Annotated in this window: 23 protein-coding genes; 14 read left to right on the top strand and 9 right to left on the bottom strand. The window is 64.1% G+C overall.

The window, feature by feature from the left end; translation table 11 throughout:
• Positions 1 to 86 precede the first annotated feature (86 nt).
• Entirely contained in the window at positions 87 to 440 is a 354-nt protein-coding gene (locus tag OOJ09_RS09485) for a hypothetical protein (protein WP_269904970.1), read from the top strand.
• Between the two features lie 15 nt (positions 441 to 455).
• On the opposite strand, the gene denD is transcribed toward OOJ09_RS09485, so the two are convergent.
• From denD to OOJ09_RS09465, 4 genes are all read right to left on the bottom strand, one after another.
• Positions 456 to 1,433 (bottom strand): D-erythronate dehydrogenase, encoded by a 978-nt coding sequence (gene denD, locus OOJ09_RS09480; protein ID WP_269904969.1) that lies wholly within the window; start codon positions 1,431 to 1,433, stop codon positions 456 to 458.
• Positions 1,434 to 1,444: 11 nt separating this feature from the next.
• Positions 1,445 to 1,657: a hypothetical protein gene (locus tag OOJ09_RS09475; protein WP_091577817.1), complete on the bottom strand. Its 213-nt coding sequence runs from the start codon at positions 1,655 to 1,657 to the stop codon at positions 1,445 to 1,447.
• Between the two features lie 89 nt (positions 1,658 to 1,746).
• On the bottom strand, positions 1,747 to 2,730 hold the full coding sequence (locus OOJ09_RS09470) for a cation diffusion facilitator family transporter (protein ID WP_269904968.1): 984 nt from the start codon (positions 2,728 to 2,730) through the stop codon (positions 1,747 to 1,749).
• A gap of 13 nt (positions 2,731 to 2,743) precedes the next feature.
• On the bottom strand, positions 2,744 to 3,430 hold the full coding sequence (locus OOJ09_RS09465) for a GNAT family N-acetyltransferase (RefSeq protein ID WP_269904967.1): 687 nt from the start codon (positions 3,428 to 3,430) through the stop codon (positions 2,744 to 2,746).
• 82 nt (positions 3,431 to 3,512) lie between these two features.
• On the opposite strand from OOJ09_RS09465, the gene OOJ09_RS09460 reads away from it, so the two are divergent.
• Positions 3,513 to 4,697: a pyridoxal phosphate-dependent aminotransferase gene (locus OOJ09_RS09460; RefSeq protein ID WP_269904966.1), complete on the top strand. Its 1,185-nt coding sequence runs from the start codon at positions 3,513 to 3,515 to the stop codon at positions 4,695 to 4,697.
• A 132-nt stretch (positions 4,698 to 4,829) separates the two neighbouring features.
• A complete protein-coding gene (locus OOJ09_RS09455) occupies positions 4,830 to 5,204 on the top strand; it encodes a YciI family protein (protein WP_256751497.1) in 375 nt (124 codons plus the stop codon).
• 33 nt (positions 5,205 to 5,237) lie between these two features.
• On the opposite strand, the gene OOJ09_RS09450 is transcribed toward OOJ09_RS09455, so the two are convergent.
• The 3 genes from OOJ09_RS09450 to OOJ09_RS09440 all read right to left on the bottom strand — a co-directional run bounded on the left by OOJ09_RS09450 (position 5,238) and on the right by OOJ09_RS09440 (position 8,077).
• Positions 5,238 to 5,993, bottom strand: a complete 756-nt coding sequence (locus OOJ09_RS09450; RefSeq protein ID WP_269904965.1) for an SDR family oxidoreductase — start codon at positions 5,991 to 5,993, stop codon at positions 5,238 to 5,240.
• Between the two features lie 293 nt (positions 5,994 to 6,286).
• On the bottom strand, positions 6,287 to 7,027 hold the full coding sequence (locus OOJ09_RS09445; protein ID WP_269904964.1) for a tellurite resistance TerB family protein: 741 nt from the start codon (positions 7,025 to 7,027) through the stop codon (positions 6,287 to 6,289).
• Between the two features lie 123 nt (positions 7,028 to 7,150).
• Positions 7,151 to 8,077, bottom strand: coding sequence for a rhodanese-related sulfurtransferase (locus OOJ09_RS09440; RefSeq protein WP_269904963.1), 927 nt, complete (start codon positions 8,075 to 8,077; stop codon positions 7,151 to 7,153).
• A 177-nt stretch (positions 8,078 to 8,254) separates the two neighbouring features.
• Here OOJ09_RS09440 and OOJ09_RS09435 point away from each other — a divergent pair, with 177 nt between their 5' ends.
• Positions 8,255 to 8,893 (top strand): 2-dehydro-3-deoxy-phosphogluconate aldolase, encoded by a 639-nt coding sequence (locus tag OOJ09_RS09435; protein ID WP_269904962.1) that lies wholly within the window; start codon positions 8,255 to 8,257, stop codon positions 8,891 to 8,893.
• 413 nt (positions 8,894 to 9,306) lie between these two features.
• On the opposite strand, the gene OOJ09_RS09430 is transcribed toward OOJ09_RS09435, so the two are convergent.
• Together OOJ09_RS09430 and OOJ09_RS09425 are read right to left on the bottom strand one after the other, a co-directional pair.
• Entirely contained in the window at positions 9,307 to 11,136 is a 1,830-nt protein-coding gene (locus OOJ09_RS09430) for a DUF882 domain-containing protein (RefSeq protein WP_269904961.1), read from the bottom strand.
• Between the two features lie 450 nt (positions 11,137 to 11,586).
• Positions 11,587 to 13,128 carry a sigma-54-dependent transcriptional regulator gene (locus OOJ09_RS09425; RefSeq protein ID WP_269904960.1) on the bottom strand — a complete coding sequence of 514 codons (1,542 nt, stop codon included), beginning with the start codon at positions 13,126 to 13,128 and terminating at the stop codon, positions 11,587 to 11,589.
• 156 nt (positions 13,129 to 13,284) lie between these two features.
• On the opposite strand from OOJ09_RS09425, the gene OOJ09_RS09420 reads away from it, so the two are divergent.
• The 10 genes from OOJ09_RS09420 (at position 13,285) to OOJ09_RS09375 (ending at position 23,917) form a co-directional block, all read left to right on the top strand.
• The gene (locus OOJ09_RS09420) at positions 13,285 to 15,123 is read left to right on the top strand and encodes a M3 family oligoendopeptidase (RefSeq protein ID WP_269904959.1); all 1,839 of its coding nucleotides are present in this window, start codon (positions 13,285 to 13,287) and stop codon (positions 15,121 to 15,123) included.
• 375 nt (positions 15,124 to 15,498) lie between these two features.
• The gene (locus tag OOJ09_RS09415; protein ID WP_269904958.1) at positions 15,499 to 16,293 is read left to right on the top strand and encodes a proton-conducting membrane transporter; all 795 of its coding nucleotides are present in this window, start codon (positions 15,499 to 15,501) and stop codon (positions 16,291 to 16,293) included.
• Between the two features lie 183 nt (positions 16,294 to 16,476).
• Entirely contained in the window at positions 16,477 to 17,622 is a 1,146-nt protein-coding gene (locus OOJ09_RS09410; RefSeq protein WP_269904957.1) for an aminodeoxychorismate synthase component I, read from the top strand.
• Positions 17,571 to 18,233: an aminotransferase class IV family protein gene (locus OOJ09_RS09405; RefSeq protein WP_269904956.1), complete on the top strand. Its 663-nt coding sequence runs from the start codon at positions 17,571 to 17,573 to the stop codon at positions 18,231 to 18,233. The genes OOJ09_RS09410 and OOJ09_RS09405 overlap by 52 nt, the downstream gene beginning before the upstream one ends.
• A gap of 42 nt (positions 18,234 to 18,275) precedes the next feature.
• On the top strand, positions 18,276 to 18,563 hold the full coding sequence (locus tag OOJ09_RS09400; protein WP_269904955.1) for a YciI family protein: 288 nt from the start codon (positions 18,276 to 18,278) through the stop codon (positions 18,561 to 18,563).
• Positions 18,560 to 19,498, top strand: coding sequence for a heme-dependent oxidative N-demethylase family protein (locus tag OOJ09_RS09395; protein WP_269904954.1), 939 nt, complete (start codon positions 18,560 to 18,562; stop codon positions 19,496 to 19,498). The genes OOJ09_RS09400 and OOJ09_RS09395 overlap by 4 nt, the downstream gene beginning before the upstream one ends.
• 130 nt (positions 19,499 to 19,628) lie before the next feature.
• Positions 19,629 to 21,074, top strand: a complete 1,446-nt coding sequence (locus tag OOJ09_RS09390; protein WP_269904953.1) for a homospermidine synthase — start codon at positions 19,629 to 19,631, stop codon at positions 21,072 to 21,074.
• A 188-nt stretch (positions 21,075 to 21,262) separates the two neighbouring features.
• Positions 21,263 to 21,640, top strand: coding sequence for a hypothetical protein (locus OOJ09_RS09385; protein WP_269904952.1), 378 nt, complete (start codon positions 21,263 to 21,265; stop codon positions 21,638 to 21,640).
• Positions 21,641 to 21,675: 35 nt separating this feature from the next.
• On the top strand, positions 21,676 to 21,798 hold the full coding sequence (locus OOJ09_RS09380; protein WP_269904951.1) for a hypothetical protein: 123 nt from the start codon (positions 21,676 to 21,678) through the stop codon (positions 21,796 to 21,798).
• A gap of 31 nt (positions 21,799 to 21,829) precedes the next feature.
• A complete protein-coding gene (locus OOJ09_RS09375) occupies positions 21,830 to 23,917 on the top strand; it encodes a 5'-nucleotidase C-terminal domain-containing protein (protein ID WP_269904950.1) in 2,088 nt (695 codons plus the stop codon).
• Positions 23,918 to 23,982 lie beyond the last annotated feature (65 nt).

Here is a 23,982-nt window from a genome sequence, read left to right as displayed (position 1 = left end):
TGCTATTTCCCCGAATGGCGAAGAGGCTATTTTAACGAGTTGCCGTCTTTCGTGTGAGCGTGTCAGGCTCGTGCGGGTATCTCGCGATGAACAAAGACTTCAGGACGTTTTTGTTGCGTATGGCGCTCGGCATCCCCGCCATCATTGCAGGAGTGGTATTCCGCCCGTTTTGGCTATCTGACTGGGGAATGCCCACTTTTATTTTCTTGGCTTGGGTCGCAACGTCAATAGCGATAATTTGGGCCGGAAAAGGGACCAGACATTCCTTCCTCATAGGGATCATTGTAGGAAGCAGTTTTGCACTGGCTCTTGTCGCAGTAGCCCTTACCCACAGCGTTCTTGTCGGAATAGGGTTATTGCTGGCTTTGCTTTACGTGGAAGCAAAGACGAGATTCTTCGCGCGGTGGGGCGAACAAGAAAATTCCCATCCGAAAGAGTAGCGGCAACAGCAGATTTCAGACGCTGTCCTTACCGCCCAGCTCATCCTCGATATGGGCGCGGATGATTTCGTCGAAGCTCTGTTCGGCGCTGAAGCCGAGTTCCCGTGACCGCCGCGCCTCGAATCGTGTCGGCCAGCCCTTGACGATGGCCCAGATCGTTTCGTCCGGTTCCTCGCGGATCAGTTTCACCGCCTGGGCGCCGGCAACCCGCTCCAGCGCCTCGATCTGTTCGCCGACGCTGACGGCGACGCCGGGCATGGTGAGGTTGCGGCGCGGCCCGACGGCGGCGCCGTCGATCTCCGCCGCATGGATCAGGAAATTCACCGCCGAACGCGGGCTGGCGTGGGTATGCACGACCGAACGCGGCACCGGCAGGATCGCCTCCTGACCGCTCAACGGCTCGCGGATGATGCCGGAGAAGAACCCCGAAGCCGCCTTGTTCGGCTTGCCGGGCCGCACGCAGATGGTCGGCAGCCGGATGCCGATGCCATCGAAGAAACCGCGCCTGGAATAGTCGGCGAGCAGCGCCTCGCTCATCTGCTTCTGCGTTCCATAGGAGGTCAGCGGCGTCGGATGGAAGTCATCGGAAATGACATCCGGGAACGGCGCGCCGAACACCGCGATCGACGAGGTGAAGACGACGCGTGGCGCAAAGCCGGCCAGGCGGATGGCATCGAACAGCGCCCGTGTGCCGTCGAGATTGACGCGGTAGCCGAGTTCGAAATTGGCTTCCGCCTCGCCGGACACGATGCCGGCGAGATGAAAGACGACATCGGGGCGCGACGCGACCAGGCCTTCGCCGGCACCCGCCACGGCGAGATCGCCGGTATGAATAGTGACGCTGACGCCGTCCATGATTGGCGCCTGCGGCGGCACTATGTCGTGCAGGTCGAGCGCGGTGATCTTGCGGCCGCGCAGTGTGCCGTCCTTGGCCAGCCGGGCGATGAGCTTGCGGCCGACCATTCCCGCGGCGCCAGTGATCAGAATGCGCATGTCAAAGACCTCTACTTACCCTGGTTTTTGCGCTGGTTGCGGGCCCGCAGCCAGAACACCGAGAAAAACGCCAGCACGAAGACAATGCCAAACGCACCGGCCAGCACGGTCGAAAGGCTACCCAGTGCCAGCATCACGGTCGGCAGATAGAAGGCCGCGATGCCGAACAGAAGCATGATCCACACCGCCGCGATGGCGGCATTGCGCGTGTCGCGGTCCATCACGCTGCACCCGGGCAGCGGTCATTCATCGAGCTGGCTTTCAAGGCTTTGGAACTCCTGAGACAGGACCAATCGGTATCAATCGATCGGCCCTAGTGATAATGGCCATGATGCGGCGCCGCGTCGTGCCCGTGATCATGATCGTGGTCGCCGCCAGTGTCGGTGCACTGGCCGAACTCCGGTTCCACCGTGGCATGGCTGATGCCGTGCTCTCTGGCAAGCCGCTTCTTGACGGCGCTGACCGCCTGATAGGCATCGACGCCCTCGCCAAGGCAGGCATGCAGCGTCGCCATGTTGCTTGTTCCGTCGAGTGACCAGACATGCATGTGGTGCACTTCGCGCACGCCCGGGATCGTCGTTTCCAGGTCCCTGGCGATCAGATCCCGGTCGAGGGTCGGCGGCACGCCCTCGAGCAGCACATGCGCGGCTTCGCGCATCAGCGACCACGCCGTGTACAGGATCAGCAGCGAGACCAGGACCGACAGGATCGGGTCGATCGGCGTCCAGCCCGTGGCCAGGATGACCAGCGCGGCAACGATCGCGGCGGCCGAACCGAGCAGGTCGCCGAGGACATGCAGGATGGCGCCGCGCATGTTCAGGCTTTCGCGGTCGCCGCCATGCAGCACGAAGAAGCAACCGATATTCACCACGAGGCCGAGGATCGCCACCACCAGCATCGGCCCGCCAAGCACCGGCACCGGCGCCTGCAGGCGCCCCCATGCCTCGTAGACGATCCACAGCGCGATGACGAAGATGGCGATGCCGTTGGTGTAGGCCACCAGTGTCTTGACCCGCCCGAAGCCATATGTGAGACGGCCGGTCGCCGGGCGCCCCGCAAGATGAAACGCATACCAGGCAAGGCCGAGCGCGATCGAATCGGCAAGCATGTGGCCCGCATCGGCCAGCAGCGCCAGCGACCCGGTGAAGAGTCCGCCGAGCGCTTCGGCGATCATGAAGCCGCCGGTCAGGCAGGCGGCGATCAGGACGCGTTTCTTGTCGGTCGAGCCATGCACATGGCCGGCCCTATGATCATGCCGAGTGTGATCGTGCCCGCTATGATCGTGGGTATGCGCCAATGACGAACTCCCGTTACGCGCCGAACTCCGCGCGAAAATCCTCAAGCCGTCGCTTCTGTTGGCCGCCACCATCGAAGTTGGCCGGATCGAGCCACGCTTCATAGGCTTTGCTCAAGCGCGGCCACTCCTTGTCGATGATCGAATACCACGCGGTATCGCGGTTTTCACCCTTGACGATGAGATGCTGGCGGAAAATGCCTTCGAACTTGAAGCCGAACCGTTCCGCTGCCCGCTTCGATGGCTCGTTGCGGTTGTTGCACTTCCATTCGTAGCGGCGATAGCCGAGCTCGTCGAAGATGTATTTCATGAACAGGTACTGCGCTTCCGTCGCCGCTGGCTTGCGCGAGATGAGCGGACCCCAATAGATGTTGCCGATCTCGATGACGCCATAGGCCGGATCGATGCGCATCAGCGTCTGGCGTCCGGCGACCTTGCCGCTGGCCTTGTCGATGACGGTGAAGAACAGCGGATCTTCACTGGCTTCCACTCTGTCCAGCCATGGCTGGAAGGCGGCGCGGGTTTCCGGCGGATAGTCGGGCAGCCAGGCGAAGCGGCCGTCGGCATCGGGTACGGAGGACGCCTCATAGAGACCGTCGCCATGCTTTGCGGCGCTCAGCGGTTCGAGCCTGACATACCGGCCGTCGATGGTCTTGCGCGCGGGGCGCGGGCGCGGCTGCCAATCTTTGAGATTTTCCGACACCGAAAGCTCCAATCCGTTGACATTTGCCCGCCGAGGCTCACAAAAACGCACGCCAACAGTAAGAACCACACGGACGGGAAAAATGCTCCACACGATTTCGGCCTTCGACCGTCTCGGCGAGGAAAACGCCTTTGCCGTGCTGGCGCGGGCAACAGCACTCGCGAGCCAGGGCCGCGACATCGTCAATCTCGGCATAGGCCAGCCGGACTTCAAGACGCCGCAGCATATCGTCGAGGCCGCCATCAAGGCGCTGCGCGACGGCCACCACGGCTACACGCCGGCCAACGGCCTGCTGGCGACGCGCGAGGCGGTGGTGCGCCGCACGTTGACCACCACCGGCGTCGAGGTCTCGCCCGAAGCGGTGATGATCCTGCCCGGCGGCAAGCCAACCATGTTCGCCGCGATCCTGATGTTCGGCGAGCCGGGCGCCGAGATCCTCTATCCCGACCCCGGCTTTCCCATCTACCGCTCGATGATCGAGTTCACCGGTGCCGCCCCGATCCCGGTACCGATGCGCGAGGAGAACGGCTTTGCCTTCTCCGCCGAGGAGACGCTGGCGCTGATCACGTCCAAGACCAGGCTCCTGATCCTCAACTCGCCGGCCAACCCGACCGGCGGCGTCACGCCACGCGCCGAGATCGAGAAGCTGGTCAAGGGGCTGGAGAAGCACCCCGACGTCGCCATCCTCTCCGACGAGATCTACGACGTCATGACCTATGACGGCGAGACGCACTGCTCGCTGCTTGGCTTCCCCGAGATCCGCGACCGGCTGATCGTGCTTAACGGCTGGTCGAAGACCTGGGCGATGACCGGCTGGCGCATGGGCTGGTCGATCTGGCCGAATGGCGACAAGGGCGCCCATCTCTACGACAAGGTCCGCAAGCTGGCGGTCAATTGCTGGTCCTGTGTCAACGCGCCGAGCCAGTTGGCCGGCATCGCCGCGATAGACGGCCCGCAGGACGATGTCGACACCATGATGCGCGCCTTCGACCGCCGCCGGAAGGTCGTGGTCGAGGGGCTGAATGCCTTGCCCAACATCTCCTGCATCACACCAAAGGGCGCGTTCTACGCCTTCCCCAATGTTTCGAAGACCGGCTGGAAGGCCAAGAAGCTCGCCTCTGCCCTGCTTGACGATGCCGGCGTGGCGCTGATCGGCGGCCCCGATTTCGGCATCCTCGGCGAAGGCTATGTCAGGCTCTCCTACGCCAATTCCGAGGAGAATATTTTGCGTGCGCTGGAGCGGATCGGGGCGTTCCTGGCGAAGTGATATCCAACGCCTCGCGAGCCCACGAGGTTTCGGTCGGCTGTCATGAACTGTCCGGAGCCGAGCAATCGAGACTGGGCGCGTATCGCCGGAACGATTACGGTCCCCGGATAAGGATCGAATCGGGTGCTTCTGATGTTCTATGCAATCCTTGCCTATCACGTGGAAGATGCGATCAAGGCTCTGACGCCGCAGGAAGATGCGGCCCTGATGGCCGACCTGCTGAAGATCAACACCCGGCTTCATGAGGAAGGCACGCTTGGACCGTCCGCGCGCCTGGGGCCGACCCAGGATGCCTGCACCCTGCGCGGCCCGGGCGACGGCATGATCATCGACGGCCCTTTCGCCGAGACCAAGGAACAGTTGCTCGGCCTCTATGTCGTCGACTGCGCCACGAGAGACGACGCCATCGCGATCGCCCGCGACCTTCGCCGCGTCAATCCGACCGCCGTTTACGAGATCAGGCCCATTCTGCTCTTCAAACCCGGAGTGCCGCTGGCGGGCAAATGAGCCGATGACGAAGCCCCAGCCGGGGCCTGCTGCTCACCCACGGCCGACGAACGGCATCTTGGTCGCCATCACCGTCATGAACAGCACATTGGCGTCGAGCGGCAGGCTGGCCATGTGGACGACGGCGTCGGCGACGCGCTGGACGTCCATCACCGCTTCGGCCGCGATGGAGCCGTTGGCTTGCGGCACGCCGACCGTCATCGGCTGCGCCATGTCGGTCAGGGCGTTGCCGATGTCGATCTGGCCGCAGGCGATATCATAGGGCCGGCCGTCGAGCGCCAGCGTCTTGGTCAGCCCGGTGATGGCATGCTTGGTCGCCGTATAGGGTACCGAGCCCGGGCGAGGCGCGTAGGCCGAAACCGAGCCATTGTTGATGATGCGGCCACCCATCGGCCGCTGCTTGCGCATGGCACCGAAGGCGGCGCGGGCGCACAGGAACGAACCGGTGAGATTGACGCCGACGATATCGTTCCACACCTCGACCGGGATCTCGTCGATCAGCGTCGATTTGTAGCCCATGCCGGCATTGTTGAAGAGCAGGTCGACACGGCCGAAGGCCTCCGCCACCGTCTCGAACAGATCATCGACCTCGCCGGCCTTGCTGATGTCGCAGGCAACCGCCAAGGCCTTGGCGTCCGTGGGGCCGGCCTCGACGATCGCCGCATCCAGCACGGATTTGCGGCGCCCGCAGAACACCGTGTTCCAGCCGGCCTCGAGCAGCGCCGTGGCGACGCTCTTGCCGATGCCGGTGCCGGCGCCGGTGACGATGGCGGTTCTTTGCTCGGTCATGGCTGTCCTCCTGGTGCCTAAAAGTGCGCAGCGTTTTTGGGACAACGACACGCATAAAACAAGGTGCCGCGCTTCCTCGCCTGATTTTCAGGATTTGGCGCGGAGGCTTTGCACATAACGGCGTGATGGCAAGCGAGACCGCCAACGGGTCCCGACAAAAAGGGCGGTCATTGGCGACCGCCCTGATCTGAACCGGGCTTGGGAGGAGGAAAGCCGGTCCGACTGCATAGAATCATGCGCTTCCTGAGTTAACGAAAGGTTAACGCCGGGAAGGCGACCTGTGCCGATTTGGATTACCAGCGCGGATTGGGTGAGGTCCCGGCCTGTGTTGCCGGCACCTTGGCCGCCGAAACCGTCGCCTCGACATGATCGACCAGCGCGTCCGGAAGGCCAAGCCGGCCGGCAAGCAGGTCGAGGTAACCGCGCTCGGCGCGTGTGTCGGGATCGACGGTAAGGCGCGACGCGGTGTAGAGTTCGAGCTTCTGCGCATCGGTCTTTGCGCCGGCCACCAGCGTGTCGAGATCGAGCGGGCTCTCCAGCTCCGCCATCAGGAATTTTTCGGCATCGGTGCCGATCCCCGAGAGGCTCAGCTTGCCGGCGATCTTCTGGCGTTCGTCATCGTCGATATGGCCGTCTGCCTTCGCGGCCGAGATCATCGCGCGAATCAGGGTCAGCGTGAATTCGTCCTCGCCTTGCGGCGCCTGCGACGGGTGGAAGGCGGTGTCCTTGGGAGGCGGCAGCAATTCCGGCTCGCCGGCTGCCGGCGCTTCCGCCGGTGCGTTGCCGGCCTTGTAGTTCTGGTACGCCTTGTAGGCGAGGCCACCGATAGCAGCCAGTCCCCCAAGCCTCACCGCGGCGCCCGTGACCTCGCGACCGGCACCCGTTCCGAGCAGCACGGCAGCGAGTGCGCCGGCGGCCAGCGGATTGTCCTTGGCCATCTGCACGGCTTGCCCCGCCTTGTCGCGGACGGTGCCGCTGGTGCCGGGAATTTGCGAGCCGAGCAGATCGTCGAGAAGCTTCTTGGGATCGAACATCAATGCCTCCAGGATTTGCCCGGCCGAACGGGCAGGTTTCGAACGTCGAAGACGTAGGGCCCGGATCTTTGCATTACAATGACAAACCGTCGCTTTGCCGCAGCCGTCGAAACCAGCACGGACCTAAGATCCGATATGCGGACCCCTGCCCCGTGCCTGCGCCAGTTCGACCTGACGCTGGCGCTCGGCATAGCGCTGGCGGTCCTCGTCCGAACGGGCGTCGAAGCACTGCGGGCACGAGACGCCGGCGGCAAATTCAGGCGACAACCGTTCGCTCGGCGTCAGCGGATGGCGACAGGCGCGACACAGTTCGGCCTCGCCCTCGGCGAGGCCGTGCGACACCGAAACCCGCTCGTCGAAGACGAAGCACTCGCCTTGCCACAGGCTCTGTTCGGGCGGAACATCCTCGAGGTATTTGAGGATGCCGCCCTTGAGGTGGAACACGTCCTCGAAGCCGAGCGACTTCACGTAAGCGGTCGCTTTCTCGCAGCGTATGCCTCCGGTGCAGAACATCGCGACCTTGCGGCCTTCGAGCTCTGTCCGGTGCGCTTCAACCCAGGCCGGAAACTCGCGAAAGCTCGCCGTTGCCGGATCGACCGCCCCCTTGAAGGTTCCGATCGACACTTCGTAGGCATTGCGGGTGTCGATGACGATCGTGTCGGGCTCGGAAATCAGCGCGTTCCAGTCGGCCGGCGCGACATAAGTGCCGGCGCTTGTCGTCGGGTCGATATCCCCGACGCCCATGGTGACGATCTCGCGCTTCAGCCGCACCTTCATGCGGTGGAACGGCATTTCCGCGGCTGCGCTGTACTTGACCTCGAGGCCGGCCAGTCCTTCGAGGGCTTCGAGATGGGCGACCAGGGCGGCGATGTCGGCCTCGCTGCCGGCGACGGTGCCGTTGACGCCCTCACGCGCCAGCAGCAAGGTACCCTTGATGCCGCGCCCGCAGCAGAAGGCAGCGAGCGGCGCGCGCAATTCCTCGAAGGCGTCGAGCCGGGCGAACCGGTAGAGTGCGGCAACGCGAAAAGGTTGAGGCGTGGACGAAGTCATTGCCGAAGCCACTAAACGCTCATGCAAGCCGATTCAAGGCAGAGCCGGAGATCCTTCCTTCATGGAGAGAACATCTGACTGATCGCGACTGCGTGACATCGCGACACGGCTGGTTTCGTGGACAGGAAAACGACCTTCTGCTAATCGGTTGAATTGTCCAGCTCAAGGAGAGACGAAGTGCCCAGCAAGACCGAAAAGCTCCTGTCACTCCTCAACGGCCAACCGGTCATTCCAGTGCTGAAGATCACCAATGTCGCTGACGCGGTACCGCTGGCGCGCGCTCTGGCACGCGGCGGCCTGCCGGCAATCGAGATCACGCTCAGAACCGCCGATGCGCTGGAAGCGATCCGTCGGGTGGCAGCCGAGGTCGAGGAAGCAATTGTCGGTGCCGGCACCATTCTCGATGCCCGCCAGTTCGACGAGGCCGCCGCCGCGGGCTCGCGATTCATCGTCAGCCCCGGCATCACCCGCGAGCTTCTGGCCGCGGCCGCTGACAGCGAGGTTCCGCTGTTGCCCGGCGCCATCACGCCCGGCGAGATCATGGCCGCGCGCGAGGCGGGTTTGCGCTTTCTCAAGTTCTTCCCGGCCGAACAGTCGGGTGGCATCGCCTCGCTGAAGGCCTTCGCCTCGCCGCTCGCCGATGTGAAGTTCTGCCCGACGGGCGGCATCACCGGCAGGAACGCGGCCGATTATCTCAGCCTGCCGAACGTCGTCTGCGTCGGCGGCTCCTGGGTGGCGCCAGACGACCTGGTCAAGGCAGGCAAGTGGGACGAGATCGAAGCCTTGGCGCGCGCGGCCAGCAAGCTCGCGAAGTAAGACATTTCCGCACGGCATGAAAGACCGGGCTTTGCTGGATCGGCTTCAGGCCGCTTGATTGCCGACCCTGACCTTCTCGACCACCTTGCGGTGATGCCACCAATGCGTGACCACCTTGGTCCCTTCTTCATCCCATGCATGTGGTCGTTGGTCTTGACGATCAGGGCAGCGGCCCGCGCTGGAGCGATGGCGCCGAAGCGGCTGCCAACGCAGTGACCGATGCCAATGGAATGCTCTTCACGGATATCCGGGTTTGAATGAACTTGGGAGAACCTGTTGAATTGGCGAGCAGTTCCACGCTCACTGCAATGCCAGACTGATCGGACTTACGGGGGGCGGTGCGACCCGCGTCTGGCCGCGCAACAAAAAGCCGCGCAGGTTGCCCGGCGCGGCTTTGTTGATTGCTTGGTCCGTTACTTGGTCTGGAAGCGGGCGACGGACAGGAACTTGACGGCATTGCCGGTGAAGCGGTTGGCATCGGCCATCTGGTTGCCCGGCTGGAAGCCGGCCGTGTAAACCTCGCTCGGCGGCGTGTGCACGATATTGTAGGCATAGCCCGGCGCCGTCGTCGCGCTCGAAACGGTGGCGACATTGTCGCCACTGGTCAGCGCCCAGCGAGCGGCCTGCGGCGCGGCGGCAACCACCATGGCCCTGGGGCCTGGTTTCAGGTCGCGGGCGGTGGCCCTCGATTCCTTGCGCGTCGTCTTCACGCCGGCGCCGATCGCGGCGACCGGGTCGGAGCCTGCCGGGCGGGCGGCCACGGCCTCGCGCGGCGATGCGGCATCGGCGCCCGATGGATCGTTGAAGGCCGAACGCGGCTCGGGCAAGGAAGCGACCTGGTAATCGTCAGCCGCCTCGCCGACCTGGGCGTTGGCCTCGTCGAGCACGGCCTTTACCGCATCCGGCTTGGTCGTCTCGGGCCGTGCCGACGGCAGCACCGAGAACGCGTCGGTCGCGGTCGCGCCTTGCTCAGCCGTATTGGCCAGCGCCATCAGCACATCCTTGCTGGGCGGCGGAGCCAAGGCTGCCGGCAGCGTGCGCTCGGGACGCCATGTCGGCAACGGTATGTTGTTGACGGCAACCTGTGCGGGGTCGGCGGAAGCCGATGCATCGGCGGTGCCGAAAGGAACACTGGCCGGCGCCTGCGCGGTCGCCACGGCCTGTTCGGTGGTGGCCGTCGCATCCGCCGTGCCGAACGGCACGGTCTCAGGCGGCTGAGCGCCAATGTCGGCCTTCGGCCGCGGCGCGAAATCGGGCAGCGGAATCTCGCGGGCAGGCAGCGCCGCGATGATCGTCTCCGGCGTATCTTTTTCCGGTTCCTGAGCCTGCTCTTCGGCGACCTGCGGAATTTCGGCGCGCTGCGCGTTCTCGGGCGCCACGATGGCGATGCCCGGCAGGTTGCTGGTCTTGGCGCTCACCGCCGGCTTCAGGTTTCTGGCCTTGGGCGGAGGCGCAGCCGACGCGGTCACGACATCGGCGCTGTCGTCAGCCTCGTCGTCGCCGCCGCCGCCAAAGAAAGCCGACAGGAACCCGCCCGACTTCTTGCCGCTGCCACCAGCGCTGGCCATCTCGATGGCCGGAGCGCCAGAACCCCTGCGCGCCTTGTAGGAGGCAAGCGCCTGCTCGTAGCCGGGCAGAGGCCTGCCATCGCTCGGCACATGCAGCGTCTTGCCGTTGGGGAACAGGCTGACCAGTTCCTGGCGGCTGATGCCGGGCCAGTGGCGCACGTTGCCGACATCCATATGGACGAACGGTGAACCGGATGTCGGGTAGTAGCCGACGCCGCCGCCCTGCATCCTGAGACCGATGTTGCGCAGCTTCTTCAGCGGCACGCCGGGAATGTAGAAGTCCATCGCCTTGCCAAGCATATGCTGGCTCTTTTCGGCGACACCCTTGCTGCGGCTGCGCAGCATCGAGTTCGTCGACGGCGAGCGATAGCCGCAGACGACCTGGATGTAGTCCGAGGAGCCGCTTTCCCGATAGGCTTCCCAGACCAGGTCCAGCAGGCGCGGATCCATCTTGGTCGGCTCGTTGCGACGCCAGTCGCGCAGAATGATGTTGATCTTCCTCAGGCCCTCCGGATCGTAGCGGCCATTGCGCTTGTAGACGATCTCGGCCTTCTCATGCGTGTGGAGGTGGTAGAGCTTCAGCGAACGTGTTTCGGCGCTGGCGCCCGTCGCAGCAGCGGCAACAAAACCAAATGCGACAATCAACGCCGCCAGCCACTTCGGCCAGACGCTCACGTGATGATGCCGCCCGTCTGTGTGTCGTTCGATTCTGTTCAAATCAAAAGGCCTTGCAGGCTGCCGTTTGTCCCCGGATTTGCCCAAACGGATGTGTCGTTATCACATCCGAATATCGATCCTAATGGTTAATCATCGCTTATTGAAGCCGAAATGCGGTAACACCATGGCGATATCCCGTCAAAAATTGTTCACAGGGTTTCTTGGTAAACCGCTGGTTTAGATCATGTTTCCGCCCTCGCACGAAACACGATCTGTTACCGTTAGCCTTAATGCGTGAACAGGCCTGTCCATTGGCCCTCCGCATTCCCGCCAAAACCCGATACCGGGCCTGTTCTGGCATTACAAGCTGGTCCCGGCCTTGCGTGAGGGGCATGATCCAGGTTTTCGGACAAGGTCACGCACGGGCAAACAGACGGAAAATCCAGATTCGATCTGAAAGGAAGCTGGCTAGGAAGCGAGACGTTCGACGCGGCCGGTTTCCGGGTCGATGCCGTATTCCTTGAGCTTGCGGTAAAGCGTCGAGCGGCCGATGCCGAGCCGGCGGGCGACTTCGCTCATCTGGCCGTTGTAGTGGTCGATGGCGAGCTTGATCATCTCGAGTTCGACGTCGGCCAGCGCACGCACATTGCCGCGCTCGTCGAGCGCCCGCAACGTGCCGAAGCGGGACTGAAGCCTGGCCGGCGGATCGAACTCGGTCATCGAGGCGGCCTCGCCAGGCAAGGCTTGCTCGTCGCGCTGCTGGATATCCAGGGGCAAGGACGGCGTCTGCCTGACGCCACCGGCATCGAGATTGACGGTGCCTTCCACCTGCGCCCGGATCTGCGGGAAGTCCTCGGTGGTCAGCACATCGCCTTCGCAAAGCACCGAGGCCCGGAAGACGGCATTTTCGAGCTGCCGGATGTTTCCGGGCCAGTCATAGGCCTGCAGCACGGCGAGCGCCGCGGCCGAGATGCCTTGCAGGCGATGACGCGGGTCGGCCGGCGCCACCTTCTGCATGAAATGCGCGACCAGATAGGGAATGTCGTCGCGACGGTCGCGCAGCGGCGGCACGAAGATCGGGTAGACGTTCAGCCGGTAGAAAAGATCCTCGCGGAACTTGCCGTCCTTGACCTGTTGCAGCAGGTTGCGGTGCGTCGCCGAAATCAGCCTGATGTCGACCCTGACGGTCGAGCGGCCGCCGACCGGATCGACCTCGCCATCCTGCACGGCGCGCAGGAGCTTGACCTGCACGTCGAGCGGCAGGTCGCCGATCTCGTCGAGAAACAGCGTTCCCGAATGCGCCTCGACGAACTTGCCGGTGTGCTTGTCGGTGGCGCCGGTGAACGAGCCCTTCTCGTGACCGAACAGGATCGATTCAACCAGATTGTCGGGAATGGCGCCGCAATTGACGGTGACGAAGGGTTTCGAGCGGCGGTCGCCGCTGCCCTGGATGGCGCGCGCCACCAGTTCCTTGCCGACGCCCGACTCGCCCTCGATCAGGATCGGTATGTTGGATGCCGCTGCCTTCTGGCCAAGGCGGATCACCCTGTCCATGGCCGGGCCGTGGGTGATCATGTCCTTGAAGGTCAGAAGGCCGCCGCGACGGCGCGACGTGCGCTTGACCTCGCCCTCGACGGCCTCGACCTTGAGCGCGTTGCCGATCGACGCCTGCAGCCTGTCGGGAGACGCTGGCTTGACGACGAAATCGAAGGCGCCGTGGCGCATCGCCGAAACCACGGTCTCGATGCCGCCCTGGGCGGTCTGGACGATCGTTGGGACATTTATGTCGCGCTCGCGCATCGCCTTCAGCACGCCGATGCCGTCGAGACCGGGCATGACCAGATCGAGGATGACCACCGAGACGTCGCGGGCGCTGGGCCCATCGAGAACATCGAGCGCGGCCGCGCCGCCGTCGACGACAATTGCCGTGTGGCCGATCCGCGTCACGGCGGCCTCGAGCAGGCGGCGCTGCACGGGATCGTCATCGACTATGAGTATGGAACCTGTCATGACTGGTACGACTATGCCCGCCCGAGGAATTTTGCCCTGTGGACCATCTTGGCACAGGGTTCTAAATAAGGTTTCAAAAAACCCGGTGAACGAATTCCTTAGGATTTGACCGGCTTCACGTTTCTCCTTGAACCTTGGTCACGGAAGGTGTTGGCAATGCGCATGGTTTCCGGTCGTCAGCTTGCGGCGCCCACGTCCAGTCAGGGCGCGGCCGAGCTTGGCGACCTGCCGGAGTGGAACCTTGCCGATCTCTATGCCGGCATGGAGGCGCCGGAACTGCAGCGCGACGTTGCCAGGGCCGCCACTGACGCAATCAGCTTCGAGAGCCGCTGGAAGGGCACGCTGGCCGCCGAGGCCGGGCGCGGCGGCGCCGGCAGGCTGGGCGAGGCGCTTGTCGCCTACGAGGCGCTGGAGGAACTGATCGGCCGCATCGTCTCCTATGCGGGCCTGGTCTATGCCGGAAACACCGCCGATCCGCAGCGCGCCAAGCTCTATGGCGACGTCCAGGAGAAGATGACCGACGCCAGCGCCCACCTTCTGTTCTTCACGCTCGAACTCAACCTGATCGACGACGCGGCGATCGAAGGCGCGCTGGCCGCCGATCCCGCGTTCGGCCACTACCGGCCATGGGTGCTCGACCTGCGCAAGGACAAGCCCTACCAGCTCGAGGATCGCGTCGAACAGCTTTTCCACGAGAAATCGATCACCGGACGCGGTGCCTGGAACCGCCTGTTCGACGAGACGATGACCGACCTTCGGTTCGACATCGATGGCGAGGAGCTGACGCTGGAACCGGCGCTCAACCGCCTGCAGGACGCCGACGGCGAGGTGCGCCGGCGGGCCTCCGAGGCGTTGGCCGCGACCTTCCGCAAGAGTCTGCGCACCTTCACGCTGATCACCAACACGCTGGCCAAGGACAAGGAAATATCCGACCGCTGGCGCGGCTTCGAGGACATCGCCGATTCACGTCATCTCGCCAACCGTGTCGAGCGCGGCGTGGTCGATGCGCTCGCCACGGCGGTGCGCGAGGCCTATCCGCGCCTATCGCACCGCTACTACGCGATGAAGGCACGCTGGCTGGGCATGGAGGTGATGAACCACTGGGACCGCAACGCGCCGTTGCCGGATACGCCGCAGGCGATCATCGGCTGGGACGAGGCCAGGAACACCGTGCTTTCCGCCTATCAACGCTTTTCGCCCGACATGGCCGAGATCGCGCGGACCTTCTTCGACCGCAACTGGATCGACGCGCCGGTGCGGCCGGGCAAGTCGCCCGGCGCCTTCGCGCATCCGACCGTGCCGTCGGCGCATCCCTATGTCCTGCTCAACTACATGGGCAAGCCGCGCGATGTGATGACGCTGGCGCACGAGCTTGGCCATGGCGTGCATCAGGTGCTGGCCGGCGGCCAGGGCGCGCTGATGGCCTCGACGCCGCTGACGCTGGCCGAAACGGCGTCGGTCTTCGGCGAGATGCTGACCTTCCGCTCGCTGCTCGACCAGACCTCCGACAGGCGCGAGCGCAAGGCCATGCTCGCCCAGAAGGTCGAGGACATGATCAACACGGTCGTGCGCCAGATCGCCTTCTACGAATTCGAGCGCAAGGTGCATGCCGAGCGCAAGAACGGGGAACTGACCTCCGACAGGCTCGGCCAGTTCTGGCTGGAAGTGCAGGCTGAGAGTCTCGGGCCGGCGATCAAGCTGCGCGAAGGCTACGAGGTGTTCTGGACCTACATCCCGCACTTCATCCATTCGCCCTTCTACGTCTATGCCTATGCGTTCGGCGACTGCCTGGTGAACTCGCTCTACGCGGTCTACCAGAACGCCGAGCGCGGTTTCCAGGACAAGTATTTCGAGATGCTGCGCGCCGGCGGCACCAAGCATCATTCCGAGCTTCTGGCGCCCTTCGGCCTCAACGCCGCCGATCCCGCCTTCTGGCAAATCGGGTTGGGCGTGATCAGCGGCCTGATCGACGAGCTCGAAGCGCTCGACGCATGAAACGCGTCCCGTAGATCTCATCTGTTCGCAAAGCAGTTTAGCCGGAATGCATATGGGTAACAGCTCTATTCTTGGCCTGAATATCTGTTCTTGAAGTACTCTCCACGGAAGTTTTCCGATAGCTTTCCACAAGCTCTATGGTAGCTTCGCTCCAAGCTCAGCCGGAGCCCATGCGGATCGGCGAGGAGAAGTCCCAGCCGGACGTGGCGCTCAGGCGAACGCGACAACGGCCGTTGGCCATGGGCAAGCAAAGCCATCGCCGACAGCTCGATCGAAGCCGGCTGTTCTGCGAACCCGCGGAACCACCATCGAGTAGTCCTTCCGAAAGTCATGGCCTCATGCCACGGCAGACGGACCTGACTGGAGAAAGAGACAATGGGCACTTTTTTCTACATGCTCCTGGCGTTCCTTGTGGGTTTGTTGGTTGGCTGGTTCATCTGGGGACGTCTGCGCGGCGAGCTCGACAGCGTGCGCGGCGACCTCGACCGCACACGCAGTGAGCGCGACAAGTTGCGCGCCGACAGCGACCGCCTGACCGGCGAACTGGATGCATGCGGCAAGACCCGCGCCGATCTCGAGCGCCGGCTGCGCGAGGCGCAGGCAACGCCTGCTGCCGGGACCAGCGCGGCAAAGCCGGCCAGCCAGGCGCCCGCGGCTTTGATGTCGACATCCGCGGCGGCCAAATCCGCTCCCGCAAAGCCTGCACCCGCCAAACCGGCCGCCGCGAAGGCCACCCCCGCAAAATCGCCGGCGCCAAAGCCGGCCGCGGCGAAGCCTGCGGCCAAGGCAACGGCGCCGGCCAGATCCGTGGCGAGCAAACCCGCCGGCTCGGCCTCGGCAGCCAAGAGTTCGGCCGCGCCAAAGGCGGCGGCCGCCAAGAAAGCGGCGACGGCGACAGCCAAGCCAGCATCCGGCAAGCCCGATAATCTACGCCGGTTGATCGGCATTGGCCCGGCCAACGAGAAGCTGCTCAAGGCGCAGGGTGTCACCAGCTTCGCCCAGATCGCCGCCTGGACCGCCGCCGACATCAAACGGATCGAGGATGTCATGAACTTCGACGGCCGCATCGCGCGCGAACGCTGGATCGAGCAGGCCAAGCTGCTCGCCGCCGGCAACGAGAAGGAATTCGCCAAGCAGTTTCCGACGGCGGGAACCGCCAGCAACACCTGAGCGGTTGGCAGGCTCCAACGACTGCGGCCGGCGGCGCGACCATGGCGCCGCCGGTTTGCTTTTGGCCGCGAGGCCGGCCCAGAGGTCGGCTTTGAGGGAGAGGCTGCCGTTCCCTCGATTGCGCGTGGGCGGCCCCCCATATAGAGCGGTCGATGGCTTCATAGACCGCAGCATCCGAGTCCCATGTCCCTGCCCGCCGCAATTTTCCGCAACGACGAAAGCGCGCGCGAGCTCGTTTTCGACCGGCCGGCCGAAATCATCGTGGCGCATGAGGCAAAGGATTTCGGGCCGGCGCTGGCGGCGGCACAAGCCGCGCACGACGCCGGCAAATGGCTGGCCGGCTATTTTTCCTACGAGGCGGGATACCTGCTTGAACCAAAGCTCGTTCCCCTGCTGCCGGACGGACGCCGAGCGCCTCTTGTCTGCCTGGGTGTCTTCGATACGCCGGTCGAACAGGCGGTGCCGCCCCGCAATGCTGCGGCGACCAACGGCCCGATCTTCGATGCCCGCGCAACCTGGTCGTTCGAGGATTACGAAAAGCGCTTCGCGCGGCTGCACCGGCACATCAGGCAAGGCGATTGCTACCAGGGCAATCTAACCTTTCCGGTGCATGCGCAATGGTCGGGCGACCCGCTGGCCGCCTTCGACGCGCTGACAGAACGCCAGCCGGTGAAGTATGGCGCGCTGGTCGCGCTCGGCGAGCCCATCGTGCTGTCGCGTTCGCCGGAGCTGTTCTTCGAGATCGACGCCGAAGGCATGATCGAGACGCATCCGATGAAAGGCACGGCGCCGCGTGGCGCGACCAAAGCCGAGGACGAACGGCAGAAGATCTTCCTGCGTAACGACGAGAAGAACCAGGCCGAGAACCGGATGATCGTCGATCTGCTGCGCAACGATATCTCGCTGATCAGCGAGGTCGGCACGCTGGAGGTGCCGGCGCTGTTCCGCATCGAAACCTATCCGACCGTCCACCAGATGGTGAGCGACGTCAGGGCGAGACTGCTGCCGGGCCTCACCATCCGCCAGCTCCTCGCGGCGCTGTTTCCTTGCGGCTCGATCACCGGTGCGCCAAAGATCCGCGCCATGGAGATCCTGCACGACCTGGAGGGGACGCCGCGCGACGTCTATTGCGGCGCCATCGGCTGGATCGCGCCCGGCGGCACGATGCGCTTTTCCGTGGCGATCCGCACCATCTCGCTCTTTTCCAGCGGCGAGGCCGTCTACAATGTCGGTGGCGGCATCGTCTTCGATTCGACGGCGCAGGAGGAGTATCAGGAGTGTCTCTTGAAAGCGCGCTTCGCGACGGGAACGCCGCCAATTTCGACCTGATCGAGACCATGCGTTGGGAACCCGGCTCGGGTTTCCTGCGGTTCGAGCGCCATCTGGCGCGTCTCTACGGGTCGGCGGCGGAATTGGGCTTCCTCCATGATCCGGGCAAGGTCGGCGAGGCCCTGAGCAGCGCGGTGAACCGGTCCGGCATTGCGCTGCGCACGCGCCTCGTCCTGTCGCGCCACGGCGAGGTGTCCGCCTCCGCGCAGCCCTATGAACGGCTCGCCGCCGACAAGGTCTGGGTGCTGCGGCTGGCGCGGACAAGGCTCGATTCGCACGACATGCTGCTGCGCCACAAGACCAGCCGGCGGCAGGTCTACAGCCACGCCCGCGCCGAATATCTTATCACCCAGGCCGACGAGGTGCTGCTGGCCAATGAACGCGGCGAAATCTGCGAAGGCACCATCACCAACGTCTTCGCCGATCTTGGCGACGGCATGCTGGCGACGCCCCGGCTCGACTGCGGCCTGCTGCCTGGTGTATTGCGCGCGGAGCTTCTGGATGAAGGCCGCGCACGCGAAGCGATATACAGCCTGGCTGATCTGCAATCCGCCAAGGCGCTGTTCGTTGGCAACTCGCTGCGCGGACTGATCCCCGCGAGACTTGCCTGAGAGCCAGCTTGTCAGAGGGCCAAACGTGTCTGGGAGAATGCCATGTTCATCGTTTCGCTGAACTACAAGGTGCCGCTGACCGAGATCGACCGCTTACAGGCGGCGCATGTCGAATGGCTGAAGGCCTGCTATGCGGAAGGTATCTTCGTCGCCTCCGGGCCGAAGAAACCGCGCACCGGCGGCATCATCATCGCGCGCGGCTCTCGCGACGTGCTTGATGCCAGCTTGGCCGCCGACCCTTTCGCCAAGGCAGGCGCGGCCGAATACGATGTCACCGAATTCACGGCGAGGATGACCGCGACCGGGCTCGACTCTTTCAGGGAAGCATGAGCTTGGCCGAGATCCTGCCCACCCATACGCCCTATGACGGCTCGTCGAAACTCTTCACCATCGGGCTGAAGCCGCTCGATCCGGCGGACTGGATCGAGGTCGACGACCATCTGCTGCCGTATCTCGCCGAGAAGCGCCGGCTCTATGCTGAGATCCCCGAGCGGGTTTTCGTCGAGGAGGACGGCACGCGAGATGCCCAGCAGGAAGTGCTCGACCTGCTCGGCACACATTTACGGGAGAAGTTCCCAGACACCTATCGGAGCACCGGTTCGGGCATCGAGGCAGTGGGTGCGGCGAGCCGTTTCACCGCCCCTTCCGGTCTCGATGGCGCCCCGCTTGTCGCGGCCTCGCTGCTCATCCAGGAAGATCTGATCCTGATGCGCCGCGACGACAAAGGCTGGCGGCTTGTCGCCGGCTCGCTGTGCTTTCCCTCTTCCTGGTCGCTGGTCGAGAAATTCGGCCGGCCGCTGCAGGATATCCATGCGCCGGTGCCGGGTTTCGGTCCGGGCACAAGGCCCGCCGAGCTGATCAACCGCATGTTCGACGGCCTCCAGGGCCAGGCCGTCGAGCGCTACAACTGGTCGATCCAGTCCGATAACGCGCTCTACCATCCGCTCTCCGACCTGCAGCGCATCGACCGCGCCACCAACCGCCCGTCGCGGTTTCCGGATGGCGACATCGACGCGCATGCCTTCATCCGGGTCGAGCGGCAGACTCTGAGGAAGCTGCCGGCATCGCGCGACATCCTGTTCACCATCCGCATCCATCTCGATCCCCTGGCGGTGATGGCGCGGCACCCGGATCGGGGGAAGCTCGCGGCGTCTTTCGCGGCCCAGCTCGAAGCCCTCGATCTCGCCCAGCTCGACTACAAGGGCCTGACATCAGACCGCGACCGGCTGGTTGTCGTCCTTAACCACATGGCCAATGACACGTAGCCGCTGGTTGGCGCTTTTCGCTGGTTTGTGACAATGATCTGTGATGTAGCGCATGGCCGCCGGGCAAGAAATGCCCGGTTTCGCGCGTGTTTTCCCCGGTTTCCTGGGTTTTGAAGGAGTGTTCGATAAAATGGCGACTGAAAACTGGCCCGTTTACGGTGAGATCACCGGCCCTGTCGTGATGATCGGCTTTGGTTCGATCGGCCGGGGAACGCTGCCGCTGATCGAACGCCATTTCAAGTTCGACAAGTCGCGCATGACGGTCATCGACCCGCGCGACACCGACCGCAAGCTGCTCGACGAGCGCGGCATCGCCTTCGTTCAGGAAGCAGTGACCGAGAAGAACTACAAGAAGCTGCTCACGCCGCTTCTGACCAATGGTGGCGGCCAGGGCTTTTGCATCAACCTGTCGGTCGATACCGGCTCGGTGGATCTGATGCGGCTCTGCCGCAAGCTCGGTGTGCTCTACATCGACACCGTCGTCGAGCCATGGCTTGGTTTCTATTTCGATGCCAATGCCGACAATGCCAGCCGCACCAACTATGCGCTGCGCGAGGCGCTGATCAAGGAAAAGCACGACAAGCCCGGCGGCGCGACGGCGGTCTCGACCTGCGGCGCCAATCCAGGCATGGTCTCGTGGTTCGTCAAGCAGGCCCTGGTCAACCTCGCCACCGATCTTGGCCTCGAATTTTCAGAACCCGCGCAGGAAGATCGCGAGGGCTGGGCCAGGCTGATGAAGAAGGCCGGCGTCAAGGGCATCCACATCGCCGAGCGCGACACCCAGCGCGCCAAGAAGCCGAAGCCGATGAATGTGTTCTGGAACACATGGTCGGTCGAGGGCTTCATCTCCGAGGGCCTTCAGCCCGCCGAGCTCGGCTGGGGCACGCATGAGAAGTGGATGCCGAAGAACGCCAAGAAGCACAAGCATGGCTCCAAGGCCGCGATCTATCTGGAACAGCCCGGCGCCAACACGCGCGTGCGCTCATGGTGCCCGACGCCCGGCCCGCAATACGGCTTCCTGGTGACGCACAACGAGGCGATCTCGATCGCCGATTTCTTCACCGTGCGCGGCAAGAAGGGCAAGGTGCATTACCGCCCGACCTGTCATTATGCCTACCATCCCTGCAATGACGCGGTGCTGTCGCTACACGAGATGTTCGGCGCCGCCGGCAAGGCTCAGCCGGTACACCACGTGCTCGACGAGAATGAACTGGTCGACGGCGTCGACGAACTCGGCGTGCTGCTCTACGGCCACGACAAGAATGCCTACTGGTACGGCTCGCATCTCTCGCTCGCCGAGGCGCGCAAGCTGGCGCCCTACCAGAACGCCACAGGCATGCAGGTCACCTCGGCGGTTCTTGCCGGCATGGTCTGGGCATTGGAAAACCCGCAGGCCGGCATCGTCGAGGCCGACGAGATGGACTACAGGCGCTGCCTGGAAGTGCAGTCCCAGTATCTCGGGCCGATCGAGGGCCACTACACCGACTGGACGCCGCTCGATAACCGCCCCGGCCTGTTCCCGGAAGACCTCGACCGGAACGACCCGTGGCAATTCCGCAACATCCTCGTTCGATAGCACCCTGCGGAGCATATCTCCCTGCCTTGCAATCGCCCGGAAATCGGGCGATTGAAGGGATGCGGACGAGAGCGACGTGCGTCCATTTGGACGCACAAGGTACGCTCTCGAAACTTGGATGCACGCATCGGGGCTTCCCGAAAATCGATTCCGATTTTCGGGCCGATGCGAGAGGAGAGGATTTTCATATGACCATTGCGCGCAAAGTTCTTTCGATGAGCATGGCTGGCGCCCTTGCGACGATGCTTGCCGCTTGCGCCACCAGCGGCCCTGATCAGCCGCCGATGGCGGCCGCGCCGAAAGGCGTCGAAGGCTCCTGGATCGATGCCAAGGGCACCGGCCTTTCGACCTTCACCGGCGGTACCTTTACGACAGTCGCCACCGACACAGGCCAGAAGCTCGCCGACGGCAGCTACACGATGACCGGTGCCACTTCGGTGCAGATCAACGGCACCTCGCTGATCCGCCAGACGCCGGTCAGCTTCAACTGCCTGATGGTTTCGACAAGCCAGCTCAACTGCACCAGCGCCTCGGGCCAGAATTTCGTGCTGACACGGCGCACCTGAACCAGCGCATCCATTCCTGCGCAGGACGGCGGCCGATGGCCGCCGTCCTTTTTTATGCCGGCAAAGCGCATCCGGATTTCCGCTTGCGTCATCCGGAACGCGATGGGAACATGTCGGAAAATGCCGGCTGTCATGTTCCAGTCTGGCAAGAGCGTTAAACGCCTCTGATCAGCTTTCCGGGAGACGAAGATGAAGAAACTTGCTGCCATTGCCGCCCTTTCTGCCTCCACGCTCGGCCTGTCGGCTGGCGCATCCTTTGCCGACTACACACTGAACATCCTGCACATCAACGACTGGCACAGCCGCATCGAAGGCAACAACAAATACGAGTCGACCTGCTCGGCCGAGGAGGAGACCAAGGGCGAATGCATCGGCGGCGCGGGCCGGCTGATCACCGCGATCGCCCAGGAACGCAAGAAGCTCGAAGGCCAGAACCTGCTGCTGCTCAGCGCCGGCGACAATTTCCAGGGGTCCCTGTTCTACACGACCTACAAGGGCAAGGTCGAAGGCGAGTTCCTCAACGAGATGAGGTTCGACGCCATGGCGCTCGGCAACCACGAGTTCGATGACGGCGAAACGGCGCTGGCGCCGTTCCTCGACATGATCAAGTTTCCGGTGCTCGGCGCCAATGTGAAGGCCAACGCGCAGTCCAAGCTCGGCGACCGCGTCAAGCCGTCGATCGTCGTCGAGGTCGGTGGCCAGAAGATCGGCATCATCGGCGCCGTCACCAACGACACGCCGGAACTCGCCTCGCCCGGCCCCAACATCAGCATTGAGGACGACGTCAAGTCGATCACCGCCGAGGTCGAGAAACTGAAGGGCGAGGGCGTCAACAAGATCATCGCCGTAACCCATATCGGCTACAGGCGCGAGCGCGATGTCATTGCCAGGATCCCGGGCATCGACGTCGTCGTCGGCGGCCACAGCCATTCGCTGTTGTCGAACACCGACCCGAAGGCGGAAGGCCCCTACCCGACGATGGTCGACAACCCGGACGGCTACAAGGTGCCGGTGGTGCAGGCGGCGTCCTATTCGAAATATCTCGGCGAGTTCAAGGTGGTGTTCGACGACAATGGCGTCGTCAAATCGGCCAGCGGCGACCCGATCTACCTCGACAAGTCGATCACGCCCGATCCCGCCGTGCTGGCCCGCATCAAGGAGCTTGGCGCGCCGATCGAGGCGTTGAAGAACAAGGAAGTGGCCGAGACCACCGACGTGATCGACGGCAGCCGCGAGAGCTGCCGCACCCGTGAATGCGCGATGGGCAACCTCGTCTCCGACGCCATCCTCGACCGCGTCAAGGGACAGGGCGTCGAGATCGTCATCTCCAATGGCGGCGGCCTGCGCGCCTCGATCGACAAGGGCACCGTGACCATGGGCGAGGTGCTGACCGTGCTGCCGTTCCAGAACACGCTGGCAACCTTCCAGATTTCCGGCAAGGACCTGGTGGCGGGGCTCGAAAGCGGTCTCAGCCAGATCGAGGACGGCGCCGGCCGCTTCCCGCAGGTCGCCGGCCTGAAATACTCCTTCGACAAGTCGGTCGCGCCCAATGCCGGCCGCGTCAAGTCGGTGGAAGTCATGGAGGGCGGCGCCTGGACGCCGCTCAATCCGGACAAGGACTATCTCGTCGCCACCAACAATTATGTCCGCCAGGGCGGCGACGGCTACAAGGTTTTCGCCGAGAAGGCCAAGAACGCCTATGACTACGGTCCGGGCCTCGAACAGGTCGTCGCCGACTATCTCGGCGCGCACCGGCCCTACACGCCGAAGCTCGACGGCCGCATCACCGAGATCGCCGCGACCGTCGCGGCGGCTCCGGCAGCGCCTGCCGCCGAACCAGCAAAGCCGGCCGAGCCCGCCAAACCCGCGGAGGCGGCTCCAGCAGCTCCGGCTGCAGAACCGGCAAAGCCAGCTGAAGCCGCGCCGGCCGAACCGGCGATGCCAGCGCTGCCGGCCAATTCGGGCGATATCGCCGCCACGCCGCCGGCCGTACCGGCCGAAACCGCACCGTCGACGCCGGCGCCCGCCGAACCGGCCAAACCAGCCGAGACTGCACCTGCGCCAGTGACTCCGGCGCCCGCTGCCGAGCCGGCAAAGCCGGCCGAGGCCGCTCCGGCCGAAAGCAGCCATGTCATCGTCGCCGGCGATACCTATTGGGATCTGGCCAAGAAGGCCTATGGCGACGCGACGAAGTGGAAACAGATTTATGAGGCCAACAAGGGCCAAAGGCCCCACCAGCTTAAGCTTGGCGCGACGCTGACCATCCCAGCCAAGTAACGTCGCTTCGCCCCTTTCAAAGGAAGACCCGCCCGTGAATTCGGGCGGGTTTTCTGTTTTCAGCC

It is taken from the genome of Mesorhizobium qingshengii, from assembly GCF_027563465.1.
Taxonomy (GTDB): Bacteria; Pseudomonadota; Alphaproteobacteria; order Rhizobiales; family Rhizobiaceae; genus Mesorhizobium; species Mesorhizobium qingshengii_A.
This window is presented reverse-complemented; position numbering and strand designations above follow the sequence as displayed.

Excerpts from the sequence above, each read along its gene's own strand:
- OOJ09_RS09485 (WP_269904970.1), top strand. The coding sequence starts at position 87 with ATGAACAAAGACTTCAGGACGTTTTTGTTGCGTATGGCGCTCGGCATC.
- OOJ09_RS09395 (WP_269904954.1), top strand. The coding sequence starts at position 18,560 with ATGAGCTTGGCCGAGATCCTGCCCACCCATACGCCCTATGACGGCTCG.
- OOJ09_RS09380 (WP_269904951.1), top strand. The coding sequence starts at position 21,676 with ATGGCCGCCGTCCTTTTTTATGCCGGCAAAGCGCATCCGGATTTCCGC.
- OOJ09_RS09420 (WP_269904959.1), top strand. The coding sequence starts at position 13,285 with ATGCGCATGGTTTCCGGTCGTCAGCTTGCGGCGCCCACGTCCAGTCAG.
- denD (WP_269904969.1), bottom strand. The coding sequence starts at position 1,433 with ATGCGCATTCTGATCACTGGCGCCGCGGGAATGGTCGGCCGCAAGCTC.
- OOJ09_RS09455 (WP_256751497.1), top strand. The coding sequence starts at position 4,830 with ATGTTCTATGCAATCCTTGCCTATCACGTGGAAGATGCGATCAAGGCT.
- OOJ09_RS09415 (WP_269904958.1), top strand. The coding sequence starts at position 15,499 with ATGGGCACTTTTTTCTACATGCTCCTGGCGTTCCTTGTGGGTTTGTTG.
- OOJ09_RS09400 (WP_269904955.1), top strand. The coding sequence starts at position 18,276 with ATGTTCATCGTTTCGCTGAACTACAAGGTGCCGCTGACCGAGATCGAC.
- OOJ09_RS09440 (WP_269904963.1), bottom strand. The coding sequence starts at position 8,077 with ATGACTTCGTCCACGCCTCAACCTTTTCGCGTTGCCGCACTCTACCGG.
- OOJ09_RS09460 (WP_269904966.1), top strand. The coding sequence starts at position 3,513 with ATGCTCCACACGATTTCGGCCTTCGACCGTCTCGGCGAGGAAAACGCC.
- OOJ09_RS09425 (WP_269904960.1), bottom strand. The coding sequence starts at position 13,128 with ATGACAGGTTCCATACTCATAGTCGATGACGATCCCGTGCAGCGCCGC.
- OOJ09_RS09390 (WP_269904953.1), top strand. The coding sequence starts at position 19,629 with ATGGCGACTGAAAACTGGCCCGTTTACGGTGAGATCACCGGCCCTGTC.
- OOJ09_RS09450 (WP_269904965.1), bottom strand. The coding sequence starts at position 5,993 with ATGACCGAGCAAAGAACCGCCATCGTCACCGGCGCCGGCACCGGCATC.
- OOJ09_RS09445 (WP_269904964.1), bottom strand. The coding sequence starts at position 7,027 with ATGTTCGATCCCAAGAAGCTTCTCGACGATCTGCTCGGCTCGCAAATT.
- OOJ09_RS09385 (WP_269904952.1), top strand. The coding sequence starts at position 21,263 with ATGACCATTGCGCGCAAAGTTCTTTCGATGAGCATGGCTGGCGCCCTT.
- OOJ09_RS09410 (WP_269904957.1), top strand. The coding sequence starts at position 16,477 with ATGTCCCTGCCCGCCGCAATTTTCCGCAACGACGAAAGCGCGCGCGAG.
- OOJ09_RS09375 (WP_269904950.1), top strand. The coding sequence starts at position 21,830 with ATGAAGAAACTTGCTGCCATTGCCGCCCTTTCTGCCTCCACGCTCGGC.